Raw genomic sequence first — 26,140 nt, forward strand, 5'->3', positions numbered from 1 at the left:
AATTTGCATGGCACGGCGCTCCACATCCTTCGTCTGCCAGTCCTGCGGCGCGGTTACCGCCAAGTGGGTTGGCCGTTGTGAAAGCTGCGGTGAATGGAACACCATCGTGGAGGAGCAGACCGGCGGCGGCGTCGGTGGCGGCCCCGGCAGGGCTTCCCGAAGCAAGGGCCGTGTCATCCCCCTTGTCGGCCTTTCCGGCGATGCCAAGGAAGCCCCGCGCATTCAGACGAAGGTGCCTGAACTTGACCGGGTGACCGGCGGCGGCTTCGTACGAGGGTCTGCCCTGCTGGTCGGCGGCGACCCCGGCATCGGCAAATCGACATTGCTGATCCAGGCGGCTGCGCAACTGGCAAACCTCGGGCACAAGACCGTCTATATTTCGGGCGAAGAAGCCATTGGACAGGTTCGGCTCCGGGCCGAAAGGCTGGGGCTCGCCCAGGCCCCCGTGGCACTGGCTGCGGAAACAAGCGTTGAAGACATTCTGGCGACGCTGGAATCCGACACGGCGCCGGCCCTACTCATCCTCGACTCCATTCAGACGCTCTGGACAGACCAGGTGGAATCTCCTCCCGGCACCGTGACGCAGGTGCGTGCGTCCGCCCAGGCGATGGTGCGTTATGCCAAGAAGAACGGCACCACCCTTGTTCTTGTCGGCCATGTGACCAAGGACGGGCAGATTGCCGGTCCACGCGTGGTCGAACACATGGTCGACGCCGTGCTCTATTTCGAAGGCGACGGCGCTCACCAGTATCGTATCCTGCGCTCGGTCAAGAACCGCTTCGGCGCGACGGATGAAATCGGCGTTTTCGAGATGACCGGCAAGGGACTGCAGGAAGTCCCCAATCCTTCCGCCCTGTTCCTGGGAGACAGAAACACGTCCGCGCCCGGTGCAGCCGTTTTCGCCGGTCTGGAAGGTTCAAGACCTCTCCTGATCGAGATCCAGGCGCTGGTGGCGCAGTCTTCTCTGGGAACACCGCGCAGGGCCGTCATTGGATGGGACAGCGCGCGGCTTTCCATGATCCTGGCCGTGCTTGAGGCACGGTGCGGCGTCCGCTTTTCACAACATGATGTCTATCTGAACGTCGCCGGTGGTCTCAAGATCAACGAGCCTGGAGCCGATCTTGCCGTGGCAGCAGCGTTAATCTCCTCACTCAGCGGACTTGCCCTTCCGGCCAATTGCGTCTATTTCGGCGAAGTCAGCCTGTCGGGGGCCATCAGGCCGGTCGCCCAAGCCCCTTCCAGACTGAAAGAAGCCGAGAAACTCGGCTTCGATCAGGCTTACTGTCCGGAGGGCAATCTCAAGGACGGCACCGTGTCTTCGTTCAGGACGACAGGCGTGCCGGAACTTGGGGACTTTGTTGCCAAACTTTCGGCGGAGGCTAGTGCTACGGGGCAGACCTGACGCAAGATGGTGACGGGTTTGGGCAAAAAGTTTAAGCTCTTGAAAGAGCGCCAGACAGAGGATTTTTCAGGAACATGCCGATAACGCTGCTGGACGGACTGCTCTTGGTCATCATGTTCATCTCGGCGGTCCTTGCGATGATCCGCGGATTTGTCAGGGAAGTTCTTTCCATCGTTTCCTGGGTGGCTGCGGCAGCTGCGGCATTCCTGCTGTACGAACGGGTTCTTCCTTACACCAAGCAGTATATCAACCATGACCTGGTTGCCATGGGCGTATCTGCCGCGGCAGTCTTTCTGGTCACGCTGCTTGTTGTCAGCTATATCACCATGCGGATTTCCGATTTCGTGCTCGACAGCCGGATCGGCGCCCTCGACCGGACCCTCGGGTTCGTGTTCGGAGCTGTGCGCGGTCTGCTGCTGGTCGTCGTCGCGATGATGTTCTTCAACTGGTTCGTCCAGCCGGAACAGCAGCCGAACTGGGTCAAGACCGCCAAGTCGCGGCCGATCCTGCTGTCCATCGGTGAACGGCTGGTGGCTGTGCTGCCAGAAGACCCGGAAAAGGCGATCCTGGACAAGATCCGGCAGAACAACCAGGCCGGAGGGGGAGCAACCCCGACTGATGAACCGGCCTACAGCGATTCAGAACGTCAGGGACTTGAACAGCTGACGACGGATAGTAACTAACAGGCCTTGGGCATAAACCAGGGACACTAACCGAGACTGGGGCAGTAACGGGCACCGCTTGAGGTGCAGCGTTGAATGAGGCATCCCGCGCCCAAATATGTGCGGGACGATGTACCATTTGCAAAGTGGCCAATGTTTCGTCCACCTGAGTGACGATGACAGACATTTGACCGCAAGACCCGGCCGGTCCTCCCACCGGCCAGAACGAAGGAGTGTTCGCCATGGCTGGCGGAACCGACGTGCACGAACCGTTCGACATCAATGCAGATACCTTGCGCGAAGAATGCGGTGTTTTCGGCATTCTGGGTCATGAGGATGCCAGCGCGCTGACCGCGCTCGGGCTTCATGCGCTCCAGCACCGCGGGCAGGAAGCAGCGGGGATCGTCACCGTTGACAACGAGCAGTTCCGTGCGGAACGCCATCTCGGCCTTGTGGGCGATCATTTCTCCGACGCCGACACTATCGAACGGCTGAGCGGAAAGGCCGCTGTCGGCCACGTTCGGTACTCGACGACCGGTGAAACCATCCTGCGGAACGTGCAGCCGCTCTTTGCCGAGCTGGACGGTGGCGGCATTGCCGTTTGCCACAACGGCAACTTCACCAACGCCCTCACCCTGCGCCGCCAGTTGATCCGAGACGGAGCAATCTGCCAGTCGACCTCCGATTCAGAGGTGGTCCTGCAGCTCGTTGCCCGCTCGCGCAAGGGCAAGATCGTCGAACGTTTCATCGACGCGATCACCCAGATGGAAGGTGCCTATTCTCTGGTGGCGCTGACCTCGAAGAAACTGATCGGCGCGCGTGACCCGCTCGGTATTCGCCCGCTGGTCCTGGGTGACCTGAACGGTGCTCCGATCCTGGCCTCGGAGACCTGCGCACTCGACATCATCGGGGCAAAGTTCATCCGCGAAGTGGAAAACGGCGAAGTTATCGTCTGCACGTCAACAGGGATTGAATCCTTCTTCCCGTTCGGCAAACGCCCGGCTCGTCCGTGTATCTTCGAATACATCTACTTCTCCCGCCCCGACAGCGTTGTCGGCGGTCGCAGCGTCTACGACGTTCGCCGGGAAATGGGGCGCCAACTGGCCCGGGAATCCAACGTCGAAGCCGACGTGATCGTTCCGGTGCCGGACAGCGGCGTGCCGGCGGCCATCGGGTTCAGCCAGGAAAGCGGCGTGCCGTTCGAACTCGGCATCATCCGCAACCACTATGTGGGCCGCACGTTCATCGAACCGACCCAGCAGATCCGTGCACTTGGCGTGAAGATGAAACACTCCGCCAACCGGGCTCAGATCGAAGGCAAGCGCGTCGTGCTTGTGGACGACAGCCTTGTGCGCGGAACAACATCGGTCAAGATCGTGCAGATGATCCGCGAAGCGGGTGCGAAGGAAGTTCACTTCCGGCTCGCCAGCCCGCCGATCAAGTATTCCGACTACTACGGCATCGACACGCCGGTGCGTGAAAAACTACTGGCTGCAAAATACGGTCTTGAGGAAATGCGCGCCTATATCGGTGCCGACAGCCTGGCCTTCCTGTCCGTCGATGGCATCTACAAGGCCATGGGCTACGATGGCCGCGACGATGCCAACCCGCAGTTCACGGATCATTGTTTCACCGGCGATTACCCGACACCACTGACCGATCTTTCAGAGGATCAGGACTTCGTCAGCGCCCCTCGCCTGGTCGAGGTCGGCTAAAGCGCTCAAAACTCTTTGGACCGCTTCAATTTATGCCTTTCGGCGGTACCGCCGGAAGGCAAATTGATCTAAGAGATCACGCATGATCAAAGACTTTGAAGGCCGGGTCGCTCTTGTCACCGGCGCCTCCCGCGGAATTGGCTATCAGATCGCAAAGCAGCTCGGCGAACGTGGTGCGCATGTCATTGCGCTTGCGCGGACTGTCGGCGGCCTGGAAGACCTCGATGACGAGATCCGCTCCGCAGGCGGGGAAACAACGCTCGTCCCGCTTGACCTGACCGACTTCGACGCGCTCGACCGGCTTGGCGCCGCGATCTACGAACGCTGGAAGAAGCTCGATATCTTCGTCGCCAATGCCGGCATGCTGGGTGTTCTGTCGCCGATCGGCCACATCAGCCCGAAGGACTTCGAGAAAGTGACGGCGGTGAATGTCGTTGCCAACTGGCGGCTGATCCGCTCTCTGGACCCGCTCCTGCGCCAGTCGGACGCGGGCCGTGCACTGTTCCTGTCTTCCGTTCATGCAAGCACCTGCACACCTTTCTGGGGCCTTCAGTCCATCAGCAAGGCTTCCGTGGAAGCCATGGCGCGGACCTGGGCGAACGAAAGCCTGCAGACGAAGATGAAGATCAACCTGGCTGACCCTGGCCCTACCCGCACAGGGCTGCGTGCCAAGGCAATGCCAGGCGAGCTTGCCACCAATCTTCCGACGCCGGATGATGTTGCGGCAGATCTTCTGCCCTTGCTGATGCCGGACGTTCTGGAAACCGGCGGCCTGTACGACCGCGTCAGCGGAGAATGGATTCAGCCCTAAGGCGGATCCTGCTGGGCAGATCCAATCAAGGGTTGCATAGCCCGTTCATTCCCTTTACGCCTTCCGGTCGATGATCGGAAGGGAAGCATGCCATGCGGTCAGATATCAGTGTCATCGCCTGGGATTTCGACGGCGTTCTAAACCGCAATGTCGTCGACGGCAGGTTCATCTGGGCTGACACGCTGGAGAGCGACCTCGGAATTGCACTCGATGCATTCGAACGCGGCGTGTTCGATGCCTCCTTCCTGCAAGTCATCTCCGGGAAACGGGACATAAAAATTCACCTGCAAGACTGGCTTGACCGGAGCGGCTACCTTCTGGATGCGGGAGAACTTCTCGACTACTGGTTTGCCAAAGATGATCTGCGGGATCCCTTCACCTGCAGCCTGCTTGAACATCTGACAAGTCACGACGTCGTTCAGGTAATTGCGACGAACAATGAAGATCGCCGCTCCAGCTACATCGAGCATCAGGCCGGCTTCGGCTCGCTGGTCAGCCGAATTTTCTCTTCCGGCCGCATCAAGTCAGCCAAGCCGGACACCGCGTTCTTCGCCCATGTCAGCGACACTCTCAAGGTTGCCCCGTCCGAGATCTTGCTGATCGACGACAGCGCCACAAACGTTCGCGTAGCGAAGGCGCTTGGCTGGAAGGGCTTTCATTTTACCGAGAAGACCCGCCTGGAACTTGCTTCCTTTCTGGAACTTTGAAAGCATGCAGGGTATCCAGCGGCGGTCGCTGCAGAGGAGCCAGGAAGATGAAACTCGGCGCGTTCTCGGTCAGTCTGGCCGTCAAGGATCTCGAAAAATCGAAGGCGTTCTACGAAGGCCTTGGCTTCGTGGATATCGGCATTTCGGACGCGGACAACTGGGCGGTCCTAAAGAATGGCGATACCATCATCGGGCTGTTTCAGGGCATGTTCGACAAGAACATACTCACCTTCAATCCCGGCTGGGATCAGGATGCCAGGACACTGGAAGATTTTCAGGATGTACGGGACATCCAAAAGGTGCTGAAGGCGAAGGGATACACTTTCGCATCCGAAGCTGACGAGGCCGGCAGTGGTCGGGCCAGCTTCATGCTGGTCGACCCGGATGGAAACCCGGTTCTCGTCGACCAGCATGTGTGAGGCTGATTAAGCAGCTTCGAAAGGCGCAAAGGAACTTTCGGCGATTTCCTTCAGATCGGCAAAGACGCCGGGAGCGCCAACAACGACACGTGCGCCGTCGTAAAGGGACTGGTTGATGTCCTGTTCCAGAACTTCACCACCGGCTTCCTTGGTGATCAGCATGCCTGCAAGGCAGTCCCAGGCGTTCATGTGGGATTCTACATAGCCGATAAGGCGCCCGGAAGCTGCGTAGGCAAGCATCAGACCGCCCGAGGCGTTGCGGAAGAACACACCGCCCTTGGAGACCAGAGCACCGACGACGTTGACCGCATCCGTAACGGCAGTGCGGCCGTTGAAACCAACACCGACAGAGCCGTGAGAAAGGCTTTCGCTGTCGGAGGCACGGATCGGCTTGCCATTGAGGAACGCACCGTGACCGGCGGCAGCCTTGAAGGTTTCCTTGGACACCGGATCATGGATCACACCGACAATCACCTGGCCCTGATGAACGCAGGAGATGATGACGCACCACTGCGGAATGCCGGCAACAAAATTTGCCGTACCGTCGATCGGGTCGGTAACCCAGGTGTAGCCCGAAGACCCTTCTTCCATGCCATGCTCTTCGCCCAGTATACCGTCGTCCGGATAGCTCTTTGCGAGCTCCGCGCGGATGAGCGTTTCCACATTGCGGTCCGCTTCCGAGACGAGGTCCTGATGACCCTTCTGCGTAATCGTCAGCGTGTCCAGCTTGTGAAAATAGTCGAGACCGAGCTCGCCAGCCTTTTCGGCAAGGGCAACGGCGAATTCCAGCCGGTCGATGGACATGGTTCAAACTCCCTTAAGTGTCGATAGCGCGGCGGAAAGCTGCTTTCCCGCCAGGAAAGAAGAATACTGGCTGGCAGCCTGGCAAAATGGCAGGCTGCCCTCCCCACTCAGCCCCGTTTTCTCTTCGGGGCGTAAGGGTTTTCGCCTTTGCGGTAGGACAGGCGAATGGGAGTTCCGTGTATGTTGAAGGTCTGGCGCAGCGAGTTGACCAGATAACGCGTGTAGCTTTCCGGCAATTGTTCGGGACGCGAACAAAAAACCACGAAATGTGGCGGCCGCGTCTTGGGCTGGGTCATGTAACGCAGGCGCACCCGGCGTCCGGCAACTGCGGGGGGCGGATGGTTCGCGGTGACCTTGTCCAGCCAACGGTTCAGCTTGGCGGTCGAGACACGCGAGTTCCAGGCCTCGTAGGCGGTAAAGACGCTTTCGATCAAGCGATCGACGCCCTGCCCTTGCTGGCCGGACAAAGTCGCGATCTGAACACCGCGGATCTGGTTGAAATACCGCTCGTTGGCGTCCTTGATTTTCTTCCAGGCTTCTTCCCGGTCTTCGATCAGGTCCCACTTGTTGATCGCGATCACCAGCGCGCGGCCTTCGCGCGCAACCAGATCGATGATCTGCAGGTCCTGCTTCTCGAAGGACATGGTGGCGTCCAGCGTGACAACGACCACTTCGGCGAACTTGATCGCACGCAGAGCGTCGGCCACGGAAAGCTTTTCGAGCTTTTCCTGAACGCGCGCCTTTTTCCGGATACCGGCGGTATCGAACAGCTTGATATGCCTGTCGCGCCAGACCCAATCTACCGAGATGGAATCGCGCGTGATACCTGCTTCCGGTCCGGTCAGCATGCGGTCTTCACCCAGCATGCGGTTGATCAGCGTCGATTTGCCCGCATTCGGGCGGCCGACGATGGCAACACGCAGCGGTCTTTCAATGGTGCCGACCGGTTCTTCGTCCTCGACGAATTCACCGTCCTCGTCGACATCCACGTTGGTGATCGCCTCTTCGCGCTTTGCCTCTTCTTCTTCCGTGACCCGGTCGACATGAGGTTTCAGAGCGTCATAGAGATCAGCAAGCCCCTCGCCGTGTTCAGCGGAGATTGCAATCGGATCACCAAGACCAAGCGAATAGGATTCGTAAAGTCCGCTCTCTCCGGCCCTGCCTTCCGCCTTGTTGGCCAGCAGGATCACCGGACGGGTGGTCTTGCGTGCGACTTCGGCAAAATGGGCATCAAGCGGCGTTACACCGGCACGAGCGTCAATCACGAACAGAACCGCGTCGGCGGTTTCGATCGCCTCCTCGGTCTGCCGGCGCATGCGGCCCTCAAGGGATTCCTTGTCCGCATCTTCGAGACCGGCGGTGTCGATGATCGTGAAGCGCAAGTCGCCCAAACGGGCATCGCCCGGCCGCCGGTCTCGCGTCACACCAGGTGTGTCGTCTACCAGCGCCAGGCGCTTGCCCACAAGGCGATTGAACAGGGTGGACTTGCCGACATTCGGCCGTCCGATAATGGCGACAGTAGCGCCCACAGCAGATTCTCCTGATAGGCGGGCCTCTTCGGGCCCTGCCTCAAATGCTAGTTGAAGGCAGCGACGCCGTCATTGCCTGTCAGCACGATAATCCGGCCTCCGGCGACGATCGGTGTCACATAGACATCCGTATTGGTCCGCTGCGTCAACATGGTTTTTCCAGAAGCGGCATCCACGATTGCGATCTGACCGTCGCTGGAAAAGGCAACCAGTGCCCCATTCGCCAGGATCGGGCCAGCCCAGTTGCGGCGCTTCTTCTTCTTTTCCGGACGCGGCAAGGCCGTTGCCCAGAGGGTTTCCCCGTTTTTCAGATTGAGGGCGACCATACGGTCGTCGAGATCAACCATGAACAACGCGCTGCCGGAGACAACCGGCGTGTGCACGCTGCCGAGATCCTGTTCCCAGCGACGCTGGCCGGTGCGGGCATCCACCGCAACCGTGCGGCCGGCAACACCAGTGGCATAAACCGTACTGCCGGAGACAACCGGGCTCGCCGAAACGTCCGCGAGACCGGACAAGGCAAGTGTCCTGAAGCCGCGCGACACGCCATCGATCCAGGCCGGTTCGCCCGACTTGATGTCGATTGCCATGATTTCACCGGAGGAGAACGGCACGATGACACGGTTGCCGGAAATGGCCGGATTGGCCGCAGACAACAGACCAGCGGTTTCCTCGATACCTGCATAAGTCCAGGCAACGCTGCCGTCAGACTGCTTCAGGGCATAGACTTCGTTGGACTGGGATACGACGATGACGTGCCCGGCACCGGCAACAGGCGCACCACGAGCCGGCGTGTCGATGTCGACTTTCCAGATTTCCCGGCCGGAGCCGGCTTCAAGAGCCGCCACCTGACGATAGCTGGTGGCTGCGTAGACAACGCCGCCTTCAACGGCAACACCACCACCAGGACCCACATCCCTTTCGCCTTCCGGACGCAGGTTCTGGGTCCACTGGCGTCCACCGCCCGTCGACAACGCTACGACTTCGCCATTCGGCTTGTAGACATAAATACGGCTGCCATCGCTGACCGGACGGGAAGACACCCGAAGTGCGGATGTTGTCAGCCCGCCGCCGGACGAGCCGACCTGAGCGCGCCAGGCACGATTGCCGGAGACGGATATGGCGACGTTGCCCGGATCGTTGGTCAGGCCACCACCGGCTGTTGACCAGGACTGCCCGCCAGTCGCAGAACCGACCTTTGCTGCCTGGCCGAGCGCTTCGGCTGCCGGATCGGCGCCGTCGAACACGGGCTGGCGCTCACCCTTGAGGATTTTCTCGCGAGCAAACGGGTTTATGTTCTCGGTAAATTCGCTGACCGACCCGCAACCGGTGAGGACGAGCGAAAGCGCAATGGCACCAAAAACACCGCGTCTGCGGAAAGAAACGGTTACAAAACTCACTGGTTGTTTCCTTCACTGTCCGCCTTGGCTTCGCCGTTGCTGGACCGGATCACGTCACTCAGGATCGACACGCGGCGGCTCACGTCTGCCGGTGTTTCCGCGTCGTCTTCAAGAGCGGAAATCCACTGACGGGCTGTTTCAATATCGCCGGCTTTCCATGCACTTAGGGCAAGAAGTTCGCGTGCAGCTGCACGGAACGGACCAGTGTCGCCGGTCAGCTTCTCGACCCTGTCGGCAATATCGCCGTAGCCTTGGGTGTCGACGGCAAGATAAGCGGCACGCAGCGCTGCAACATCACGCAGAGCATCCATGATGCTGGTATCGCGCGACAGGGCATCGAATTCGGCCAGGGCTTCTTCAGTCTTGCCGGAATTGGAAAGATCGGTTGCCTGACGCAGTTTCGCCAAGGCCGGGTATCCGCCAAGGGCGTCGTCCAGTTCACCGTAAAGAGCTGCTGCTTCTTCGTAGTTCTGGGCTTCGGAAAGCCTCACGGCTTCAAAGAACGTGTCGCCAGCGCTCTGGGACTGCTGTTCCTGCCAATAGAGCCAGCCGCGATAGCCGCCGGTTCCAACAATGATCAAGACCGCAACGCCAAGCACCCACGGACCGAAGCGGTCCCAAAGCCGACGGTATTTTTCCTGGCGGATATCTTCATCGACTTCACGAAAAATGTCAGACATGCGTGTCTATTTCCTGCATTCACTTCTTCGGCCCGGCACGTCTGCCCGGGCACGGCCCCTTCATGAGTGGCGCACATTATCCACTTGATCCGGCTCGGGCAATTCCCTGAAGGGGCTTAAATCGGTCCTTCATGGCGCAAGTGGGGCAATCCGGCACGGAATGCCGGATTTCTAACGTAATTTCAAGCTCCGCGACCGCTATCAGGCCACCGGAACGCCGATCAACAAGGCGTGCAGCTTCCACGCGAACAGTCCGTAGAGGACCAAGCCAAACAGAATCACGACAAAATCGGAGTATTTTCCGGGCTTGGCCGTTGCCAGTGCACCTATCTGCCCTGCGCCGGGCCCGCGGCGCTTGACCGAAATCCGGTCTGCAACTGCCCAGGCGAGAAAACCGCCAAACAAAAGCACCGAAGCCAGATCGCCATTTGCCAGAAGGTGAGCCAATGCCCACAGTTTTACGGCTACCAGCATCGGATGTTTCAGGACTGTCTTGATCCGCGACGGCACATAGGCAGCGACAAGGAAAATGAAAACAGGAACCATGAACAGCATGGTGACGTGGCGCAGCCAGAACGGCGGATCGTACAGCACCGGCGGGCCTTCAAAACGGGCCACGCCATAACCGTAAACGATCAGCCCCAGACCGACGAACGACAAGAGCGTATATAGACCCTTGTACGGTGTTTCGCCGAGCCTTGAGACCAGCCCATTGCGCGTTGCCGGAAACATCGGCAACGTGTGAATTCCCAAAAACAGCACAAGGCCGGCGATCAACAAGGCCATTCCCGCTCTCCCTCTTTTGCCCGCAAGCGGCCGGGTGCCCTCAGACCCGGACATCCCTTGCGGCGAAGATAGGTGGCTGGCGGTGCACCTGCAACCAGCTTCAGACGAGCAATTTGACTGCCTCAGCGGCAGCAAGCGCCTGTGGACGGCTGGCCTGGTGTTCGATTTCGACGAACGTTCCCGTTTCGGCGGATTTCAAAATCGACACCATGACATCGACCGCATGCAGTGCCCGTTCGAGCGAACAGCGGAACTCGGTGTCGTCTCCACTCAGGATCGACTGGGCCATGTCTGCCAGACCGGCAGCGCGGTAGTTCGCACGCGGCAGGCCGTTGTCATCGACATTCGCCAAACCGAACGGGTGCATCGCATCGTCCAGTGGTTTTGTCGTTCCATCTTCGGTGACCAGGCTTACGTCTCCGCCGAAATAGTTCGGGTCGGCCAGAAAAAGTGTTCCCCGGGTACCGTAAAGCTCCATAGGCTGGTGCCTGTGTGCCCAGACGTCCCAGCTCGCCGTCAGCGTTACTTTTGCACCGGACAGAAACTCGAGAATCGCATGGATCGTGGTTGGGGTGGTGACATCGATCTTTTCACCATTTCGAGTGCCGCTCCCGATCGTCCGGGTCTTGAACGGCATGGCTGACATGGCGCACACACGCTTTACCGGGCCGATCAGATTGAGCAGAGCGGCAATGTAGTAAGGTCCGAGGTCGAGAACCGGCCCCCCTCCCGGCTTGAAGAAGAAGTCGGGGTTGGGATGCCAATGCTCCATGCCGTGGCTCATGACATGGCACGTGCCGCCAACGATTTCTCCAATCAGTCCTTCGTCAACTGCCTTGCGGGCAATCTGATGTGCCCCGCCCAGAAACGTATCCGGTGCACACCCGACCCTCAGATGTTTTTTGCGTGCAAAATCGGCAAGCGCCTGCCCGTCCCGGATCGACAGAGCCAGAGGTTTTTCCGAATAGACATGCTTCCCGTGTGCCAGGATTTCATGGGAAACGAGATAATGGGCGTCGGGAACAGTCAGATTGACGATCAGATCGACATCATCCGCCAGAAGCAGGTCGTGAACGGTGAGTGCACGCACGCCGTATTCGGCTGCGCGCTCTTCCGCAGCATGACGGTTCAGATCCGCACAGGCCCTGATTTCAAGGCCATTGAACTTTGGCGCCAGATCAAAATAGGTCTTTGAGATGGTGCCGCATCCGATGATGCCGATGCCCAGTTTGTCTGCCATGAACCTCTCCGCGGATTCGATGCAGACATCCTAGAACAAAGACAGTGTCTCGGAAATCAAATGGATGCCGGGAAACGCCTCAAGGGTTACATCGGCATGGTGCACTGCCTGCAGGTGCCGCGCAGTTCGATGGTCGTCCGGGACAATTGGAAGCCTTCGCTCTGCGTCCATTCCCTCAGGAGGGAAATGGCCTTGTCCGGAGTAAACTCGCTGACGACACCACATTTTTCACAGATGGCGAAGGCAGCCGTGCCATGAACGGAGCAGCCCTTGTGGGAACAGGCCACAAAGGCATTGAGGCTTTCCAGCCGGTGGACCATTCCGTATTCCACCAGCTTGTCTAGAGCCCGGTAGACCTGCAGCGGCGCACGGAACCCGCTGTCGCGCAACAGATCGAGAATCGCATAGGCCGTCAAAGGTCCACCAGCGTCCGACAACGAGCCGAACACCAGGGCCTGGTTCTTGGTCAGTTCGGGATGTGTCTCAACGCTCACGGACGATCTCCTTTCGTGCTCGATCTCACCCTTCTCACGATTTGCACACCCGGGACAAGACTGACGACAAACAGTGCCATCGCCGCAACGACGATGGAGGGGCCGGACGGGGTATCATAGGCCAGCGAACTATAGAGCCCGCCGACGACGGCGGCAGCTCCGGTCAGGGCCGCAATCACCGCCATCTGTTCCGGCGACGCCGACAGACGCCGGGCGGCGGCGGCGGGAATGATCAGCAGCGCTGTGATCAGCAGCGCGCCGATGATCTTCAGAGAAATGGCAATGACGATTGCCGTCAGCAGCATGAAGATCAGCTCGGTCCGCTCAGGCTTCAGCCCCTCGCCCGCGGCAAGGTCCGGACTGACCGTTGCTGCGAACAGGCGGCGCCAGATGACCACGAGGACACCGAGCACGATCGCACCGCCAGCGTAGATCATGGCAATGTCCATGGGTGTGACGGCCAGGATATCGCCGAAGAGCAGCCCCAGCAGATCGACCCGGACCCATGTCATGAAGGCCAGACAGACCAATCCCAGGGCGAGCGCGGAATGGGACAGCAAGCCAAGCAACGCATCGGAAGAAAGCGTGTCGCTGCGCCTCAGTGCCATCAGCACGATCGCCAGAAGGATGGAAACAACCCCGACGGCCAACGTGGTGTTGACATTGAGGAGCAGCGACAGGGCAACGCCCAGCAAGGCTGCGTGCGACAGCGTATCGCCGAAATAGGCCATGCGACGCCAGACGATGAAACAGCCAAGCGGTCCTGCAACAAGTGCCACACCTATGCCGGCAATGAGTGCACGGGTGAAGAAATCATCCAGCATTTCGAATGCCGCCTTCTTTCTCCGCAGCCGCATCGGCAGGTGCGTGATGATGCTCGCCGGAACAGGAGGAACACAGCGAACCGTCCGCGTGGCGCACCTTTCCATCCGGCAGATGCACGTGGTCATGGTGATGTTCATAGACGGCAATCGCCGCATTGCGCCGGTTGCCAAACAGCGCATGATACCGGTCGTCACGGCTGACGTCAGAGGGGGTTCCGCGGCAGCAAACGTGACCATTGAGGCAAATCACCTGATCTGCTGCGGCCATCACGACATGAAGATCGTGAGAGATCATCAGGATGCCGCAGCCAAGCGTGTTGCGGATTTCGGAAATGAGGTCGTAGATCGCGATCTCACCGGCATAATCCACACCTTGCACCGGTTCGTCCAACACCAGCAGCCCGGGATTGCGGGCAATCGCGCGCGCCAGCATGACACGCTGCATTTCACCGCCGGAGAGCGTGCGCATCTGGGAAGTCATCAGCCTTTCAGCGCCGGTGCGCGCCAGCGCAGCGCGGCATTCGGCATCGGACAGGGGGTTCGTCAGCCGCATGAACCTGGCGACCGTCAGCGGCAACGTCCAGTCGATGGCGAGCTTCTGCGGCACATAGCCAATCTTCAGGCCAGGCTTGCGTTCGGCACGGCCTTCGCTCGGGCTCAGGATCCCAAGCGCCATCTTGGCCGTTGTCGACTTGCCGGAACCGTTGGGCCCGATAAGCGTCACGATTTCACCCGGAGAAACCGATAGATCTACGCCGCGCACCAGCCATTCACCGCCCTTGCGGATGCCTGCGCGGTCAAGCTGAACAAGCCTGGTATCCGAATTTGTCATAGTCCTGAAAGCCTGCTGCGCTCTTTGGGAACCAACGCCCTGGCGTTACGTTATTACGTATGTAGCGTTCAAGCCACTTGCTTGCAACTTGTCCCGGTGCTGATTAACACTCAAAGCAACACCGGTGCGCCCGCAAGCGCCCGAATGTGCCAGCAGAACAGGAAGCAAAGCATGATTTTCCCTTGTATTTTGTCCGGTGGTGTCGGTTCGCGGCTGTGGCCGCTGTCACGCACCGACCGGCCAAAACAGTTTTTGCCACTGTTTGGCGGGGAAAGTCTGTTCCAGAAGACCTGCAAGCGCGTCAATCGGCCGGACTTTGCCGCTCCGATCGTGATCGGCAGCAATGCCCACCGGTTTCTGATCGGCGAGCAGCTCAACGAACTGGGGCTGGAAGCCCAGTCGATCTTGCTTGAGCCTGTCGGCCGAAATACAGCGCCCCCTGCCCTGATGGCAGCGTTGATTGCCGCTGAAACCGACCCGAACGCCCTGATCCTGTTGTTGCCCTCCGACCACCTGATCCGGAAGGAAGATCTTTTCCTGACTGCCGTCCATCAGGCGGAGACAGCCGCTCGCGCAGGCAAGATCGTGACCTTCGGCATCGAACCCAGCGAAGCCAATACCGGATACGGATACATCAAGGTTGCAAGTGGCAGCGAGCCTGTGCGGCCTGTGGAAGCATTTGTCGAGAAGCCTGACCAGGACCGTGCCGATGCCTTCCTGAAGGACGGCAGCTATGTCTGGAATGCCGGTATCTTTCTTTATGCCGCCAATACGATGATTGATGCTTTCAAGAAGCACCAGCCGGAGCTTTACGAGAACATTGTCGCCGTCATGAAGACACGGCATGGGGATCTGGATTTTACGCGACTGAACCAGGAAGCCTTCGAAACACTGGACAACATTTCCATCGACTACGCCATCATGGAAAAGGCGGACAACGTCGTCTGCGCGCCCGTTGCACCGGAATGGGACGACCTGGGTTCCTGGTCGGCGATCTGGACGGTCCTGGACAAGGATGCCCAGGGCAATTCCGGATTGGGCGATGCCCGCTTTCTCGATAGCAACAACTGCCTGGCCTATGCTGAACGCGGGCTCGTATCCGTTATCGGCCTTGAGGATATCATGGTGATCGCCACGACCGACAGCGTTCTTGTTGCCCACAAGGACAAGGCGCAGGACGTCAAGACCGTTGTGGAGCAACTGAAGGCGGAAGGCAGGCATGAGGTGGACCGGCACCCGAGGTCCTACCGTCCTTGGGGCTACACCGAACGCATCAACGCCGGCGAGCGTTTTTCCGTTCAGTCGATGATGATCAAGCCGGGCAAGAGGCTCAGCCTGCAAAGCCACCTTCACCGGACGGAGCACTGGGTGGTGGTGTCCGGTACGCTCGAGATTACGATCAATGGCGAAACGCGCCTGCTCAGCGAAAACCAGTCCGCATATGTGCCGCTTGGAGCGCAGCACACGTTGCATAACCCGGGCAAGATTCCGGTGCGGATGATCGAGGTGCAGTCCGGAACCTACTTGCAGGAAGACGATATCCGGCGCCATCCGGAAACATCACAAAACCCATAACGAGATCGTTTTTCCTGTGATGTGTTCTTGCCCTACCAGATGATTTCCGGCAAGACTTCACGTCAATTCGCGACCATGCCCCAGAGGCCAACGCCACGCGACGGAGAGGAAAACGCTCATGCATCATGTCTTCATTTGCGATTATGTCCGCACCCCCATCGGACGCTATGGCGGCATGCTGTCCTCTGTCCGCGCTGACGATCTAGGTGCGATCCCCATCAGCGCCCTCATGGAGCGCAATCCGGACACGGACTGGGCCGAGGTAGATGACGTCTTTTATGGCTGTGCCAACCAGGCCGGTGAAGACAACCGAAACGTCGCGCGCATGTCGGCACTGCTGGCGGGCCTGCCGGATACAGTTCCCGGTCTGACGCTCAATCGGCTTTGTGGTTCGGGAATGGATGCCGTGATGACTGCGGCCAGGGCGATCAAGGCCGGCGAAATCGATCTGGCCATCGCTGGCGGCGTAGAAAGCATGTCCCGCGCACCTTTTGTCATACCAAAGGCAGACACCGCCTTTTCCCGCTCGGCTGAAATCTTCGACACGACAATCGGCTGGCGCTTCGTCAATCCGCTTCTCAAACGCCAATATGGTATCGATTCCATGCCGGAAACGGCGGAAAACGTTGCCGAACAATTCCAGATCTCGCGACAGGACCAGGATGCCTTCGCGCTGCGCAGCCAGCAACGAGCCTCCGCCGCTCAGCAATCCGGTCGGTTCGCCGAAGAAATCGTTCCCGTGATGATCCCGCAGCGCAAGGGCGACCCTATTCTGGTGGACAAGGACGAACACCCCAGGAACACAACGCTGGAGGCCCTTTCGGCGCTCAAGACGCCGTTCCGTGAAAATGGTTCGGTGACCGCCGGCAACGCGTCCGGTGTCAACGACGGTGCTGCGGCTTTGCTGATCGCGTCGGAAGCTGCGGTGGCCAAGCACAATCTCACGCCGATCGCCCGCGTCGTCGGTGGAGCCACCGCCGGCGTTCCGCCGCGGATCATGGGCATTGGCCCCGCGCCGGCGACACGCAAGCTCTGCGCGCGCCTCGGAATCGCGCTGCCGGAGTTCGACGTGATCGAACTCAACGAAGCTTTCGCCGCACAGGGCATTGCAGTCATGCGAGACCTTGGCCTGCCCGAAGACAGTGAAATCCTCAATCCGAACGGCGGTGCGATTGCACTCGGTCATCCGTTGGGGATGTCTGGCGCCAGAATCACGGGAACAGCAGCCCTGGAACTGAAAAAACGGGATGGAAACCTGGCGCTTGCCACCATGTGCATCGGTGTCGGCCAGGGTATAGCGCTGGCTCTGGCATCAGCGTGAGGCGTTTCTGATCAGATCGACAGTTTGGCGTACCGGTCTTCACCTGTGCGCCAATACCGGCTCGGGCCAGTCCCCACCGGCACCGGCCGGTCTTGTGCGGCAGGTGTTGCTGTCTGAGGAAAAGGCCCTGACTGCACCCTCTTTTCCATCGTGTCGCTGACTTCGCCCAGTTCATCCGACAGCCTTTCGAAGAGCAGGCTGGGCATGCGCAGCGTCGCGACATAGTAGGAAATCGCCTCATCTGCCGCTTTTTCCAGGTCCAGTTGACCGATCTCGCGCAGGGTATTTTCCGCCATCACATGAAGTTCGACCGCGTCTTCGACCAGTGGCTGCGCAACCTCTACCGCCTGGTCGGAATGGCTAGCAACCCAAAAGGCGGCTGACGCTGAAAGGCTAACAAAAACAAAAACGTGCAAGTTTCTCAAAAGAAATCGCATTGCAACCCCAATGAATAATTAACAAAACGTTAAACTACCATTGGTCGTACAGGGCGCGTGGAAGATCTGCAACCTGTCCTTGCAGTTCTCCCTTTTTTTCGAACGCCATGGTTAACAGCGGTCTGCGTTGTTCGGAGACGTACCCTTCTTCGCTTCCCGATCCTGGAACGGACCACTGCGGAGTACTGACAGTCCTTCAGCTACATGACCTGGCCGCCCCTTCCCGGCACCGGAAACGGGGCACTGTCAGATTTGCCTGTAGGTATTTGCAGGTACGTAAAATTTTACATGCGGTATTACCGGGACTTTAGATCCTGGGACTGTATAAGCGCGGCATCAAAACGGAGGACGTCATGATCGAAAGGACCGGTGAGATGAGGCTCTCATCCCTGGGATTGCTGCTACTTTTAGCAGCTGCGGCCATGACCTTGTTTGCTGATTTGGGGCCACAGCCCTCGACTTCCGCCAAGGCCAAGTCAGTTTACCAGCAACTCGCTCATTGATCGTTTACGCAAGGTGCCGAACTGACCGAGAAGGTTCACCGGCGCAGATCGTGCCCGCGATTTGCTCTGGCTGGAACCGGCACTGGTTTCATTTGCCCGGTGAAAGATATCGGCAGTCTGCGCCTTGCGGCCCCACCTCCGCCTTTTCCGCTTCGGCCGGTTTCACCCAACAGCATGATGGCTGAGCCCATGACCACGGACCCGAGCGTGATGAACAGGCCGAATGCCAGCATGATGACCGGCAGCACGGGGTCCTCTGCCGACATGACAAGCACTCTCAGATTACCGATATTGCCGAGGAAAATGCCGCCGAGCACGATGCCGGCAATTGCCGTTCCCGCCAGGCCGTTGACTGCAAGCAGACGAAACAAGGGATCTCTCGGAAGCTTCAAGCGAACCGGCCCCTTCATCGACAATGCCATGGCGCGCACTCCTCGCTCTGCGATTGCTGTTGCGATGCATGATCAGCCTAGCGCCGATCGATACCTGCCAACAACCTGTCAAATAGACCGATTAAGATCATTTTGAAGATCAGCTCATAGTTTATTCATCTTCGACGCAAGATTTGTGCAGCGCACTCTTGATTACAAATGCGTGAGCATATATTTGTTCGATATATCGAACCAACATATGACACTTCTTACGATGCCTATAGCGTCATCCGGATCGCAACCGGGCTCGTATGAAGGCCGTCATGCCGGGAGGACGCTCCCAGGCACGGAGTTGTCAATGAGTGTACGCAGTCTCTGCCTCGCAATCCTTTCTTTCGGGGATGCCACCGGATACGAAATCCGGAAGGAGTCGACCGAAGGCCGGTTCAGCTATTTCGATGATGCGAGCTTCGGCTCGATCTATCCGGCGCTGGCACGTCTGGAATCGGAAGGCCTTGTAACCGTGCGCGAGGAGCCGCAGGCAGGCAAACCTGCCCGCAAGGTCTATTCCATCACCGATGCCGGCCGGGAAGACTTCATCCAGTCCCTGTGCGATCCACAGGCGCCGGACACTTTCAAATCACCCTTTCTGCTGATCGCCCTCAACGCCGCACAACTGCCTCCCGAGGTGATCCGCCGCGCGGTCGAACGGCGCAAGGCGCAGGTGCACGCTGAGTTGCGCCTGCTGACAGACAACGAAAAAGACCAGGAATGTTCGCACCCCGGGTCCAACTGGACCCGTGAATACGGCATTGCCTGCATGAATTTCACCCTCGCCTACTTGGAAGAACACGGCGAGGCACTGATCAGGATTGCTGAAGAAGCGGCACAGCCGGTTGCGGCAGCCGCGGAGTAAGCGCAAGACGTTTCGGAGCTTTAGACAATGCGAGTGAAGTTTTCCTACCTCCTGGCGACCGGCATCGCGGCCGGCATCGGTTTCTGGATGTATAGCGGCACGATGGTGATTGGTGGTGTCGGCGACAGCGAACATGCCACCCCGCCCCCGGCGCTCAGGGTCAGCCAGGCGTCCACGGAGACCTTCCGCGTTCAGGTGGAACGTCTTGTGGCGCAAGACCGTCGAGCCGTTCTGGAAGTGCGCGGGCGCACCGAAGCCGAAGCCACGGTGGCTGTCAGATCCAAGACAACCGATGACGTGGTGGAGCGCCCGGCGCAGGAAGGCGCGCATGTCGCCGCCGGCGATGTGCTTTGTGTTCTCGACAAGGGATCGCGGCAGTCACGCATTCTGGAAGCCAAGGCTGCCCTGGCTCAGGCGCAACTGGACCATGAGGCAGCAACTCAGTTGAACAGCAAGGGCTTTACCGCTCAAACTCGTGTGGCTGCCCTGCAGGCCCAGCTCGATGCTGCAAAGGCACGCCTGATTGAGGCCGAGCAGGAGCTGGAACACACAGTTATCCGCTCGCCGATTGCCGGTGTCATCCAGAGCCCCATGGCTGAAATCGGAGCACAGCTTGAACAAGGCGGCATCTGCGCGACGGTGGTTGATGCGGATCCGATGATTGCCATCGGCGAAGTGTCGGAACTGAATATCTCCGAGATCTCGCTGGACATGCCGGCAACGGTCACGCTCGTGACGGGTGAATCGCTCAACGGCAAGGTGCGTTACATCTCGCCGACGGCAAATCCGGACACGAAAACCTTCCGTATCGAGATCGAGCTTCCCAATCCCGACGGCAAGGCCAGGGACGGCGTGACGGCAGTCACCAAGCTGGAGCTGGCTGCGGAGAAGGCACACAAGATTTCGCCAGCAATTCTGACGTTGAACGACGCCGGCCAGGTCGGCATTCGTGCAGTCGATGAAAACAACAAGACTGTCTTCTACCCCGTCAAGGTGCTGGGTGGAGAACAGGACGGAATGTGGATCGGCGGTCTTCCCGACGAAGTCGTCGCCATCACCGTGGGGCAGGAATACGTCTCGGATGGAGAACTCGTGCAACCGGTCTTTGAGACGGCAGAGGTGAGTCAATGATAGACATGCTTGAAGGCGTCCTTCGGCGCCCCAAGACGGTATTCGTGATGATGCTGGCGCTGATCGTTGCCGGTGTCGCCACCTATATCTCGATCCCGAAAGAAGCCAGCCCGGACATCGATCTGCCGATCTTCTACATTTCGATCACCCAACAGGGCATTTCTCCGGAAGACTCCGAGCGCCTGCTCGTGCGGCCGATGGAAACGGAATTGCGCGGCCTTGACGGGTTGAAGGAAATCACCGCGATCGCGTCGGAAAGTCATGCCGGCATCGTGCTGGAGTTCGACATCTCGTTCAACAAGGACGAGGCGCTGGCGGACGTGCGCGACAAGGTCGACCAGGCCAAGAGCAAGCTGCCGGACGAGGCTGAAGAGCCGACGATCACGGAAATGAACTTCGCACTTGCGCCGACCATGATCATCGCCTTGTCGGGCAACGTGCCGGAGCGCACGCTCTACAAGCACGCCCGGCGTCTCAAGGACGAGATCGAGGCCATCGACACCGTCCGGTCGGCGGATCTGACCGGGCACCGCGAAGAGCTGCTGGAAGTCCTGATCGACACCCAGAAACTGGAATCCTATTCGATCACCCAGCAGGAGCTCCTGAACTCGCTGCAGCTCAACAACCAGCTTGTTCCTGCGGGCTTTATCGACGGCGGCAAGGGCCGCTTCAACGTAAAAGTGCCTGGTCTCGTCGAGACCGCAGAGGATGTCTACACGCTGCCGCTGAAACAGAGCGGTGAAGGTGTCGTGACCCTTGCAGATGTCGCCGAGATCCGGCGCACCTTCAAGGATCCCAACGCCTACACACGCGTCAACGGCAACCGGGCAATTGCTCTTCAGGTCGTCAAGCGTATCGGCACCAACATCATCGAGAACAACGCGGCAGTCCGTGAAGTTGTCGAACATGCCTCCAAGGACTGGCCGGAAACCGTTCGCGTCGACATGATGCTCGACCAGTCCAACAACATCTTCGAAGTGCTCGGCTCGCTGCAATCGTCGATCCTGACGGCGATCTTCCTGGTAATGATCCTGGTCCTGGCGGCGCTTGGCATGCGCTCCGCGCTGCTCGTGGGTCTGGCGATCCCGACCTCCTTCATGGTCGGCTTCCTGATCCTTGGCGGCGTCGGCTACACCGTCAACAACATGGTGATGTTCGGCCTCGTTCTGACCGTTGGCCTGCTGGTCGACGGCGCCATCGTGATGACCGAATATGCCGACCGCAAGATCCAGGAAGGCATGGAAGACCGCGAGGCCTATATCCGTGCCGCGAAGCTGATGTTCTGGCCGATCGTCTCCTCGACGGCCACTACGTTGGTGGCATTCCTGCCCATGCTGCTGTGGCCGGGTGTTGCCGGCGAGTTCATGAGCTACCTGCCGATCATGGTGATCATCGTCCTGACCGCCTCGCTGTTCACCGCCATGGTGTTCCTGCCGGTGACAGGGGGCATCCTGGCCCAGGTCTCGCATTTCCTGAACAGGTATGCCGCTGGACTTCTGGCACTGACATTTGGCGTTCTGGCCGCCGTCATTGTCGGATTCGGCCCGTTCGTACCGATGGCTCTCGAAGGCGTCGTGCCAGCGGTGGCTGCAACCGGCATCGCCATCCTGTGCGGCCTGGTGGCCCTCGTCCTTGTCGGCTTTGTTTCCTACAAGCTGCTGCGTCCGTTTGTGCGCTGGTCTCAGGCACGAGCTGCCAAGAGAGCCGAAAAGGAACGTGCGGAAGCCGCCGCCCTTTCCGGCTCCGAAGCTTTCGATGTCAAGAAAGTAAGCGGGTTTACCGGCATCTATGTTCGCATCCTGAAGATGTTTGCAGGCAACCCGATCGGCAACATCGCCGCCATCGTGCTGCTGATCGGCAGTTGCTTTGCGATCGTCGGCGCGTTCATGGCGAACCCGACCGGTGTTCAGTTCTTCATCGATGAAGAACCGGAACAAGCGGTGGTTCTTGTTTCCGGCCGTGGCAACATGTCTGCCTCGGAAGCGCGCGATCTCGTTGTGCAGGTTGAAGACAGGATCATGTCCATTCCGGGCGTCGACAATGTCATCACCAACGCGTTCACACCCGGCGGTTCGTCCGGCGGCCCCTCCGTCGGCGACGTCCAGGACAAGCCTGCCGACGTGATGGGCGAGATCAATATCGAGCTTGCAGACTTCTGCTGCCGCCGGGTGGCGAAGGAGATCTTCGCCGACATCCGTAACGCGACCAGTGACATCCCCGGCATCAAGGTGGAGACCCGCAAGATCGAAGGCGGTCCGCCAACGGGCAAGGACGTTCAGCTGGAGATCAAGTCCACCGATTACAACGACATGGTTGCTGCTGTCGCCCGCATTCGCGAGCACATCAACGGCATGTACACACTGATGAACCAGGAGGACGACCGTCCCCTGCCCGGCATCGAATGGCAGATCTCCATCGATCGGGAACAGGCCGGCCGCTACCAGGCAAGCATCGCTTCCGTTGGCAACATGGTCCAGCTGGTCACCAACGGTGTTCTGATCGGTACCTATCGTCCCGGAGACAGCGAGGACGAGGTGGACATTCGCGTGCGCCTGCCGGAGAACGAGCGGACCATCGACCGGTTCGACCAGCTGCGGCTGCAGACCTCGCTTGGACTGGTGCCGCTGGCAAACTTCGTCAGCCGCGAACCGGCCCAGAAGGTGTCGGAAATCGTGCGTCGTGACGGGCTCTATTCCATGTTCGTGAAGGCGGCGGTCAACCCGGAAAGCGGTTCCACGCCGACAGAACAGGTTGCGGCTCTTCAGAAGTGGCTGGATACGCAGGAATGGCCTGCCAACGTGTTTCTGAAATTCCGCGGCGCGGATGAGGACCAGCAGGAGTCAGGCGAGTTCTTGATGAAGGCGATGGTGGCATCGCTGTTCCTGATGTTCCTGATCCTGCTGACCCAGTTCAACTCGTTCTACCAGACGATCCTGACGCTCTCGACGGTGGTTCTGTCAGTGTTCGGGGTGCTGCTCGGAATGCTCGTCACCAATCAGCCGTTCTCGATCATCATGACCGGGACCGGGGTGGTGGCGCTTGCCGGGATTGTGGTCAACAATGCCATCGTTCTGATCGATACCTACAACAGGTTCCTTCATGACGGCCTTCCCCCGCTGGACGCGATCCTGAAAACATCCGCTCAGCGAATCCGGCCGATCCTGCTGACCACCATCACGACCATCGCCGGCCTGGTGCCCATGGCCACCATGATCAACTTCGATTTCTTCAATCAGGTGATCACCTATGGCGGCATCACGGCGGTTTGGTGGGTGCAGCTGGCAACGGCGGTCATATCCGGCCTTGCTTTCTCCACCTTGCTGACGCTGCTGATGATCCCGGTCATGATTGCGCTGCCGAGTGTATGGTCAAGCACCTTCTGGAAGGTGGTGTCCACCGTACGGCGCAAGCCAGGTACTGCCACCGAGGAGGTAACTCCGGAACCTGTGGCTCTTGGCGATCAACCCGAACAGCGCCCGGCTGCAAAGGTGGTTTCCATGCCGAAGCCGTCGCAACCGAAAATCCCCCCGCAGGAGGAACTGCCGCACGCGGCAGAGTGATCCTAAGCACCTCCAAGCAAAAAGGCCGCCGGTTTCCGGCGGCCTTTTTGTTGGCAACATGCAGCGTGTCTTCACCCGAATTCCAACCACTGCCCCTTGAATTGCGGCCCATCAATCAATATAGTTGCAATATACAACTATATAGGTTTTTGCATGTCCCAGCATTCCCCCTCCCTCGTCAACGATATCCGTGCAGCGTCCCGCCAACTGGTCCGGGAATTCGGCTTTCTGGACAAGACCATCGCCGGTACGGATCTGTCCGGTTCAGGTGTCCATGCAATGATGGAAATCGGTTTGAACCCCGGCATTACGGCCAAGGAAATCTCGACGAGACTGAAGCTCGAGAAATCGACCATCAGCCGTTTGCTGAAGTCACTCGAGGCCCGCGGGGAAATCACGCAAACCCGGTCTGACAGCGATGGCCGATCATTCGGACTGACTTTGACCGAAACCGGAAAGGCCACCTTTGCGAAGATCGACAACTTTGGCGATGCCCTGGCCCGACGGGCGCTCAACCGGATCAACGGGGACAAGGCACAAGAAATTTGCGATGCCATGTCCGCTTATGCGGAAGCGCTCGCCATGCCGCAGGAAACGCCGGCAGATTACCAGCCACAATTCACGGTCGCTGAAGGTTATCAAACCGGAATGATCGGCGACATTGCCGGAATGCATGCCCGCACTCACGGCCACATCGTCGGTATGGGGCCAACCTTTGAAAGTGTGGTCTCAAACGCCATGGCCGAATTCATGCCGCGCATCGGCAAACCGATGAACAACAGCTGGAGCGTGCTCGAAAACGGAGCCGTTATCGGATCGATCACAATCGATGGCGAAGACCTAGGCAACAACATCGCACATTTGCGCTGGTTCATTCTGTCCGAACGCCTGCGAGGCAAAGGATTGGGAAAAGTGCTGCTCCAGAAAGCCCTGGAACACTCGGATGCGCTTGGGTTCGATGAAATCCACCTCTGGACGCTCAAGGGGCTTGAAGCCGCGCGCGTACTCTACGAGAGAAACGGGTTCACCCTTGCGGAGGAATATGTCGGCGACCAGTGGGGCAAGGCCGTCACGGAACAGAAATTCATAAGAATTCGCCCGAAATAAATTCGTAGCCCCGCAGGCCCCCTATCACCGGGCCATATCAGCCTTTCAGCCCAAAAGGAACGGTTCGGGTCTTCGTCAGAACCGTTCCTGTGTTGGCTCATCCCTTGGAGATGGAGTTCCCGCCATCACAGAGCATGGCGGAACCGGTGACGAAAGAACTGGCGTCGGACAGCAGAAACGCAGCCGCCTTGGCGATCTCTTCGGGTTCGGCCATCCGCTTCAACGCGTGGAGGCCGGCGATATACTCGCGGAATGCCGGGTCATCGCCCCCCATCTCGGTCTTCGTGCCACCAGGTAGAAGCGCATTGACCCGGATGTTTTCCGGTCCGTGTTCCACGGCCAGAACCTGTGTCAGGCCGACAAGCCCCGCCTTCGCAGCCGCATAGGCGGCCATGCCCGGAAAACCGGTGGTATGGCCAACGAACGACGAGGTGAACACAATCGACCCGCCTCCCCGTTCGCGCATGGCCGGGATCTGGTATTTGGCCGCGAGAAAGGCGCTGTTGAGATTGGTGGCGACAACATGGTTCCAGGTTTCCATGCTCATGTCCGGCACCGGCCCCATCTCTCCAAGGGTGCCTGCATTATTGAAGGCTCCGTCGAGGCCACCAAAGGCGTCGAGCGTCGCTTTCACGGAAGCTTCGGAAAATGTGGTATCGCAGACGTCGCCAACGAACAGTGCGATCCGGTTGGATGCATGGGGCAATGACGACCGCAGCTCTTTCAGTCGGTCTTCCCGTCGGGCAGCCAGCATCAGGTTCGCACCGGTGTCAGCCAGAAGACGCGCAGCAGCCGCTCCGATGCCACTGCTGGCACCGGTGATCAGAATTGTCTTTCCATCAAGCATGAGAAGGCTCCTCATTTGTCGAGGAGGCCTAATTGAACCAGAAAAGCGCCTGCTGAAACCCGATTTG

At 59.2% G+C, this 26,140-nt stretch carries 24 protein-coding genes; 12 read left to right on the forward strand and 12 right to left on the reverse strand.

The window, feature by feature from the left end; all coding sequences use genetic code 11:
• Positions 1-7: 7 nt before the first annotated feature.
• The 6 genes from radA (at position 8) to FIU93_RS23635 (ending at position 5,716) form a co-directional block, all read left to right on the forward strand.
• Positions 8-1,402 carry a DNA repair protein RadA gene (gene radA, locus FIU93_RS23610; protein WP_062489055.1) on the forward strand — a complete coding sequence of 465 codons (1,395 nt, stop codon included), beginning with the start codon at positions 8-10 and terminating at the stop codon, positions 1,400-1,402.
• 74 nt (positions 1,403-1,476) lie between these two features.
• Positions 1,477-2,085: a CvpA family protein gene (locus tag FIU93_RS23615; RefSeq protein ID WP_023003958.1), complete on the forward strand. Its 609-nt coding sequence runs from the start codon at positions 1,477-1,479 to the stop codon at positions 2,083-2,085.
• 221 nt (positions 2,086-2,306) lie between these two features.
• The gene (purF, locus tag FIU93_RS23620; protein WP_023003957.1) at positions 2,307-3,779 is read left to right on the forward strand and encodes an amidophosphoribosyltransferase; all 1,473 of its coding nucleotides are present in this window, start codon (positions 2,307-2,309) and stop codon (positions 3,777-3,779) included.
• An 82-nt stretch (positions 3,780-3,861) separates the two neighbouring features.
• Positions 3,862-4,590 carry an SDR family NAD(P)-dependent oxidoreductase gene (locus tag FIU93_RS23625; RefSeq protein WP_152506948.1) on the forward strand — a complete coding sequence of 243 codons (729 nt, stop codon included), beginning with the start codon at positions 3,862-3,864 and terminating at the stop codon, positions 4,588-4,590.
• Between the two features lie 92 nt (positions 4,591-4,682).
• Positions 4,683-5,297 (forward strand): HAD-IA family hydrolase, encoded by a 615-nt coding sequence (locus FIU93_RS23630; protein ID WP_152506949.1) that lies wholly within the window; start codon positions 4,683-4,685, stop codon positions 5,295-5,297.
• Between the two features lie 47 nt (positions 5,298-5,344).
• Positions 5,345-5,716: a VOC family protein gene (locus FIU93_RS23635; RefSeq protein WP_152506950.1), complete on the forward strand. Its 372-nt coding sequence runs from the start codon at positions 5,345-5,347 to the stop codon at positions 5,714-5,716.
• A 6-nt stretch (positions 5,717-5,722) separates the two neighbouring features.
• On the opposite strand, the gene FIU93_RS23640 is transcribed toward FIU93_RS23635, so the two are convergent.
• The 9 genes from FIU93_RS23640 to FIU93_RS23680 all read right to left on the reverse strand — a co-directional run bounded on the left by FIU93_RS23640 (position 5,723) and on the right by FIU93_RS23680 (position 14,305).
• On the reverse strand, positions 5,723-6,520 hold the full coding sequence (locus FIU93_RS23640; RefSeq protein ID WP_023003953.1) for an inositol monophosphatase family protein: 798 nt from the start codon (positions 6,518-6,520) through the stop codon (positions 5,723-5,725).
• A gap of 107 nt (positions 6,521-6,627) precedes the next feature.
• Positions 6,628-8,049: a ribosome biogenesis GTPase Der gene (der, locus tag FIU93_RS23645; RefSeq protein WP_023003952.1), complete on the reverse strand. Its 1,422-nt coding sequence runs from the start codon at positions 8,047-8,049 to the stop codon at positions 6,628-6,630.
• A gap of 47 nt (positions 8,050-8,096) precedes the next feature.
• On the reverse strand, positions 8,097-9,449 hold the full coding sequence (locus FIU93_RS23650; protein ID WP_023003951.1) for a PQQ-binding-like beta-propeller repeat protein: 1,353 nt from the start codon (positions 9,447-9,449) through the stop codon (positions 8,097-8,099).
• Positions 9,446-10,129 carry a tetratricopeptide repeat protein gene (locus FIU93_RS23655; RefSeq protein WP_152506951.1) on the reverse strand — a complete coding sequence of 228 codons (684 nt, stop codon included), beginning with the start codon at positions 10,127-10,129 and terminating at the stop codon, positions 9,446-9,448. Before FIU93_RS23655 ends, FIU93_RS23650 begins: the two co-directional genes overlap by 4 nt.
• Positions 10,130-10,330: 201 nt before the next feature.
• Positions 10,331-10,915 (reverse strand): NnrU family protein, encoded by a 585-nt coding sequence (locus tag FIU93_RS23660; protein WP_152506952.1) that lies wholly within the window; start codon positions 10,913-10,915, stop codon positions 10,331-10,333.
• Positions 10,916-11,015: 100 nt separating this feature from the next.
• Entirely contained in the window at positions 11,016-12,155 is a 1,140-nt protein-coding gene (locus FIU93_RS23665) for a Gfo/Idh/MocA family oxidoreductase (protein ID WP_152506953.1), read from the reverse strand.
• Between the two features lie 86 nt (positions 12,156-12,241).
• Positions 12,242-12,649 (reverse strand): Fur family transcriptional regulator, encoded by a 408-nt coding sequence (locus FIU93_RS23670; protein ID WP_152506954.1) that lies wholly within the window; start codon positions 12,647-12,649, stop codon positions 12,242-12,244.
• Positions 12,646-13,473 (reverse strand): zinc ABC transporter permease subunit ZnuB, encoded by an 828-nt coding sequence (gene znuB, locus FIU93_RS23675; RefSeq protein ID WP_023003946.1) that lies wholly within the window; start codon positions 13,471-13,473, stop codon positions 12,646-12,648. The genes FIU93_RS23670 and znuB overlap by 4 nt, the downstream gene beginning before the upstream one ends.
• Positions 13,463-14,305 carry a metal ABC transporter ATP-binding protein gene (locus FIU93_RS23680; protein ID WP_055653619.1) on the reverse strand — a complete coding sequence of 281 codons (843 nt, stop codon included), beginning with the start codon at positions 14,303-14,305 and terminating at the stop codon, positions 13,463-13,465. The genes znuB and FIU93_RS23680 overlap by 11 nt, the downstream gene beginning before the upstream one ends.
• 171 nt (positions 14,306-14,476) lie before the next feature.
• On the opposite strand from FIU93_RS23680, the gene FIU93_RS23685 reads away from it, so the two are divergent.
• Together FIU93_RS23685 and pcaF are read left to right on the forward strand one after the other, a co-directional pair.
• Complete coding sequence (locus tag FIU93_RS23685; protein ID WP_152506955.1) at positions 14,477-15,880, forward strand: mannose-1-phosphate guanylyltransferase/mannose-6-phosphate isomerase; 1,404 nt, start codon at positions 14,477-14,479, stop codon at positions 15,878-15,880.
• A 118-nt stretch (positions 15,881-15,998) separates the two neighbouring features.
• Complete coding sequence (gene pcaF / locus FIU93_RS23690) at positions 15,999-17,201, forward strand: 3-oxoadipyl-CoA thiolase (RefSeq protein ID WP_152506956.1); 1,203 nt, start codon at positions 15,999-16,001, stop codon at positions 17,199-17,201.
• A gap of 11 nt (positions 17,202-17,212) precedes the next feature.
• On the opposite strand, the gene FIU93_RS23695 is transcribed toward pcaF, so the two are convergent.
• Together FIU93_RS23695 and FIU93_RS23700 are read right to left on the reverse strand one after the other, a co-directional pair.
• Positions 17,213-17,497, reverse strand: a complete 285-nt coding sequence (locus FIU93_RS23695; protein ID WP_139314037.1) for a hypothetical protein — start codon at positions 17,495-17,497, stop codon at positions 17,213-17,215.
• Between the two features lie 679 nt (positions 17,498-18,176).
• A complete protein-coding gene (locus tag FIU93_RS23700; protein WP_152506957.1) occupies positions 18,177-18,563 on the reverse strand; it encodes a hypothetical protein in 387 nt (128 codons plus the stop codon).
• 307 nt (positions 18,564-18,870) lie between these two features.
• Between FIU93_RS23700 and FIU93_RS23705 the strand changes: the two genes are divergently transcribed.
• The 4 genes from FIU93_RS23705 to FIU93_RS23720 all read left to right on the forward strand — a co-directional run bounded on the left by FIU93_RS23705 (position 18,871) and on the right by FIU93_RS23720 (position 25,226).
• On the forward strand, positions 18,871-19,428 hold the full coding sequence (locus tag FIU93_RS23705; protein WP_023003940.1) for a helix-turn-helix transcriptional regulator: 558 nt from the start codon (positions 18,871-18,873) through the stop codon (positions 19,426-19,428).
• A gap of 27 nt (positions 19,429-19,455) precedes the next feature.
• Positions 19,456-20,559, forward strand: coding sequence for an efflux RND transporter periplasmic adaptor subunit (locus FIU93_RS23710; protein ID WP_023003939.1), 1,104 nt, complete (start codon positions 19,456-19,458; stop codon positions 20,557-20,559).
• Positions 20,556-24,119, forward strand: coding sequence for an efflux RND transporter permease subunit (locus FIU93_RS23715; RefSeq protein ID WP_152506958.1), 3,564 nt, complete (start codon positions 20,556-20,558; stop codon positions 24,117-24,119). The genes FIU93_RS23710 and FIU93_RS23715 overlap by 4 nt, the downstream gene beginning before the upstream one ends.
• A 153-nt stretch (positions 24,120-24,272) precedes the next feature.
• Entirely contained in the window at positions 24,273-25,226 is a 954-nt protein-coding gene (locus FIU93_RS23720) for a helix-turn-helix domain-containing GNAT family N-acetyltransferase (protein WP_152506959.1), read from the forward strand.
• A gap of 97 nt (positions 25,227-25,323) precedes the next feature.
• Here FIU93_RS23720 and FIU93_RS23725 read toward each other — a convergent pair whose 3' ends face one another.
• Complete coding sequence (locus FIU93_RS23725; protein ID WP_152506960.1) at positions 25,324-26,073, reverse strand: SDR family oxidoreductase; 750 nt, start codon at positions 26,071-26,073, stop codon at positions 25,324-25,326.
• Between the last annotated feature and the right edge of the window lie 67 nt (positions 26,074-26,140).

Source organism: Labrenzia sp. THAF35 (assembly GCF_009363595.1).
Lineage (GTDB): Bacteria > Pseudomonadota > Alphaproteobacteria > Rhizobiales > Stappiaceae > Roseibium > Roseibium algicola.

What these genes read in the sequence shown, in the direction of transcription:
- radA (WP_062489055.1), top strand. Translation starts at nt 8, where the DNA reads ATGGCACGGCGCTCCACATCCTTCGTCTGCCAGTCCTGCGGCGCGGTT.
- FIU93_RS23615 (WP_023003958.1), top strand. Translation starts at nt 1,477, where the DNA reads ATGCCGATAACGCTGCTGGACGGACTGCTCTTGGTCATCATGTTCATC.
- purF (WP_023003957.1), top strand. Translation starts at nt 2,307, where the DNA reads ATGGCTGGCGGAACCGACGTGCACGAACCGTTCGACATCAATGCAGAT.
- FIU93_RS23625 (WP_152506948.1), top strand. Translation starts at nt 3,862, where the DNA reads ATGATCAAAGACTTTGAAGGCCGGGTCGCTCTTGTCACCGGCGCCTCC.
- FIU93_RS23630 (WP_152506949.1), top strand. Translation starts at nt 4,683, where the DNA reads ATGCGGTCAGATATCAGTGTCATCGCCTGGGATTTCGACGGCGTTCTA.
- FIU93_RS23635 (WP_152506950.1), top strand. Translation starts at nt 5,345, where the DNA reads ATGAAACTCGGCGCGTTCTCGGTCAGTCTGGCCGTCAAGGATCTCGAA.
- FIU93_RS23640 (WP_023003953.1), bottom strand. Translation starts at nt 6,520, where the DNA reads ATGTCCATCGACCGGCTGGAATTCGCCGTTGCCCTTGCCGAAAAGGCT.
- FIU93_RS23655 (WP_152506951.1), bottom strand. Translation starts at nt 10,129, where the DNA reads ATGTCTGACATTTTTCGTGAAGTCGATGAAGATATCCGCCAGGAAAAA.
- FIU93_RS23660 (WP_152506952.1), bottom strand. Translation starts at nt 10,915, where the DNA reads ATGGCCTTGTTGATCGCCGGCCTTGTGCTGTTTTTGGGAATTCACACG.
- FIU93_RS23665 (WP_152506953.1), bottom strand. Translation starts at nt 12,155, where the DNA reads ATGGCAGACAAACTGGGCATCGGCATCATCGGATGCGGCACCATCTCA.
- znuB (WP_023003946.1), bottom strand. Translation starts at nt 13,473, where the DNA reads ATGCTGGATGATTTCTTCACCCGTGCACTCATTGCCGGCATAGGTGTG.
- FIU93_RS23680 (WP_055653619.1), bottom strand. Translation starts at nt 14,305, where the DNA reads ATGACAAATTCGGATACCAGGCTTGTTCAGCTTGACCGCGCAGGCATC.
- FIU93_RS23685 (WP_152506955.1), top strand. Translation starts at nt 14,477, where the DNA reads ATGATTTTCCCTTGTATTTTGTCCGGTGGTGTCGGTTCGCGGCTGTGG.
- pcaF (WP_152506956.1), top strand. Translation starts at nt 15,999, where the DNA reads ATGCATCATGTCTTCATTTGCGATTATGTCCGCACCCCCATCGGACGC.
- FIU93_RS23695 (WP_139314037.1), bottom strand. Translation starts at nt 17,497, where the DNA reads ATGGCGGAAAATACCCTGCGCGAGATCGGTCAACTGGACCTGGAAAAA.
- FIU93_RS23700 (WP_152506957.1), bottom strand. Translation starts at nt 18,563, where the DNA reads ATGGCATTGTCGATGAAGGGGCCGGTTCGCTTGAAGCTTCCGAGAGAT.
- FIU93_RS23705 (WP_023003940.1), top strand. Translation starts at nt 18,871, where the DNA reads ATGAGTGTACGCAGTCTCTGCCTCGCAATCCTTTCTTTCGGGGATGCC.
- FIU93_RS23710 (WP_023003939.1), top strand. Translation starts at nt 19,456, where the DNA reads ATGCGAGTGAAGTTTTCCTACCTCCTGGCGACCGGCATCGCGGCCGGC.
- FIU93_RS23715 (WP_152506958.1), top strand. Translation starts at nt 20,556, where the DNA reads ATGATAGACATGCTTGAAGGCGTCCTTCGGCGCCCCAAGACGGTATTC.
- FIU93_RS23720 (WP_152506959.1), top strand. Translation starts at nt 24,273, where the DNA reads ATGTCCCAGCATTCCCCCTCCCTCGTCAACGATATCCGTGCAGCGTCC.
- FIU93_RS23725 (WP_152506960.1), bottom strand. Translation starts at nt 26,073, where the DNA reads ATGCTTGATGGAAAGACAATTCTGATCACCGGTGCCAGCAGTGGCATC.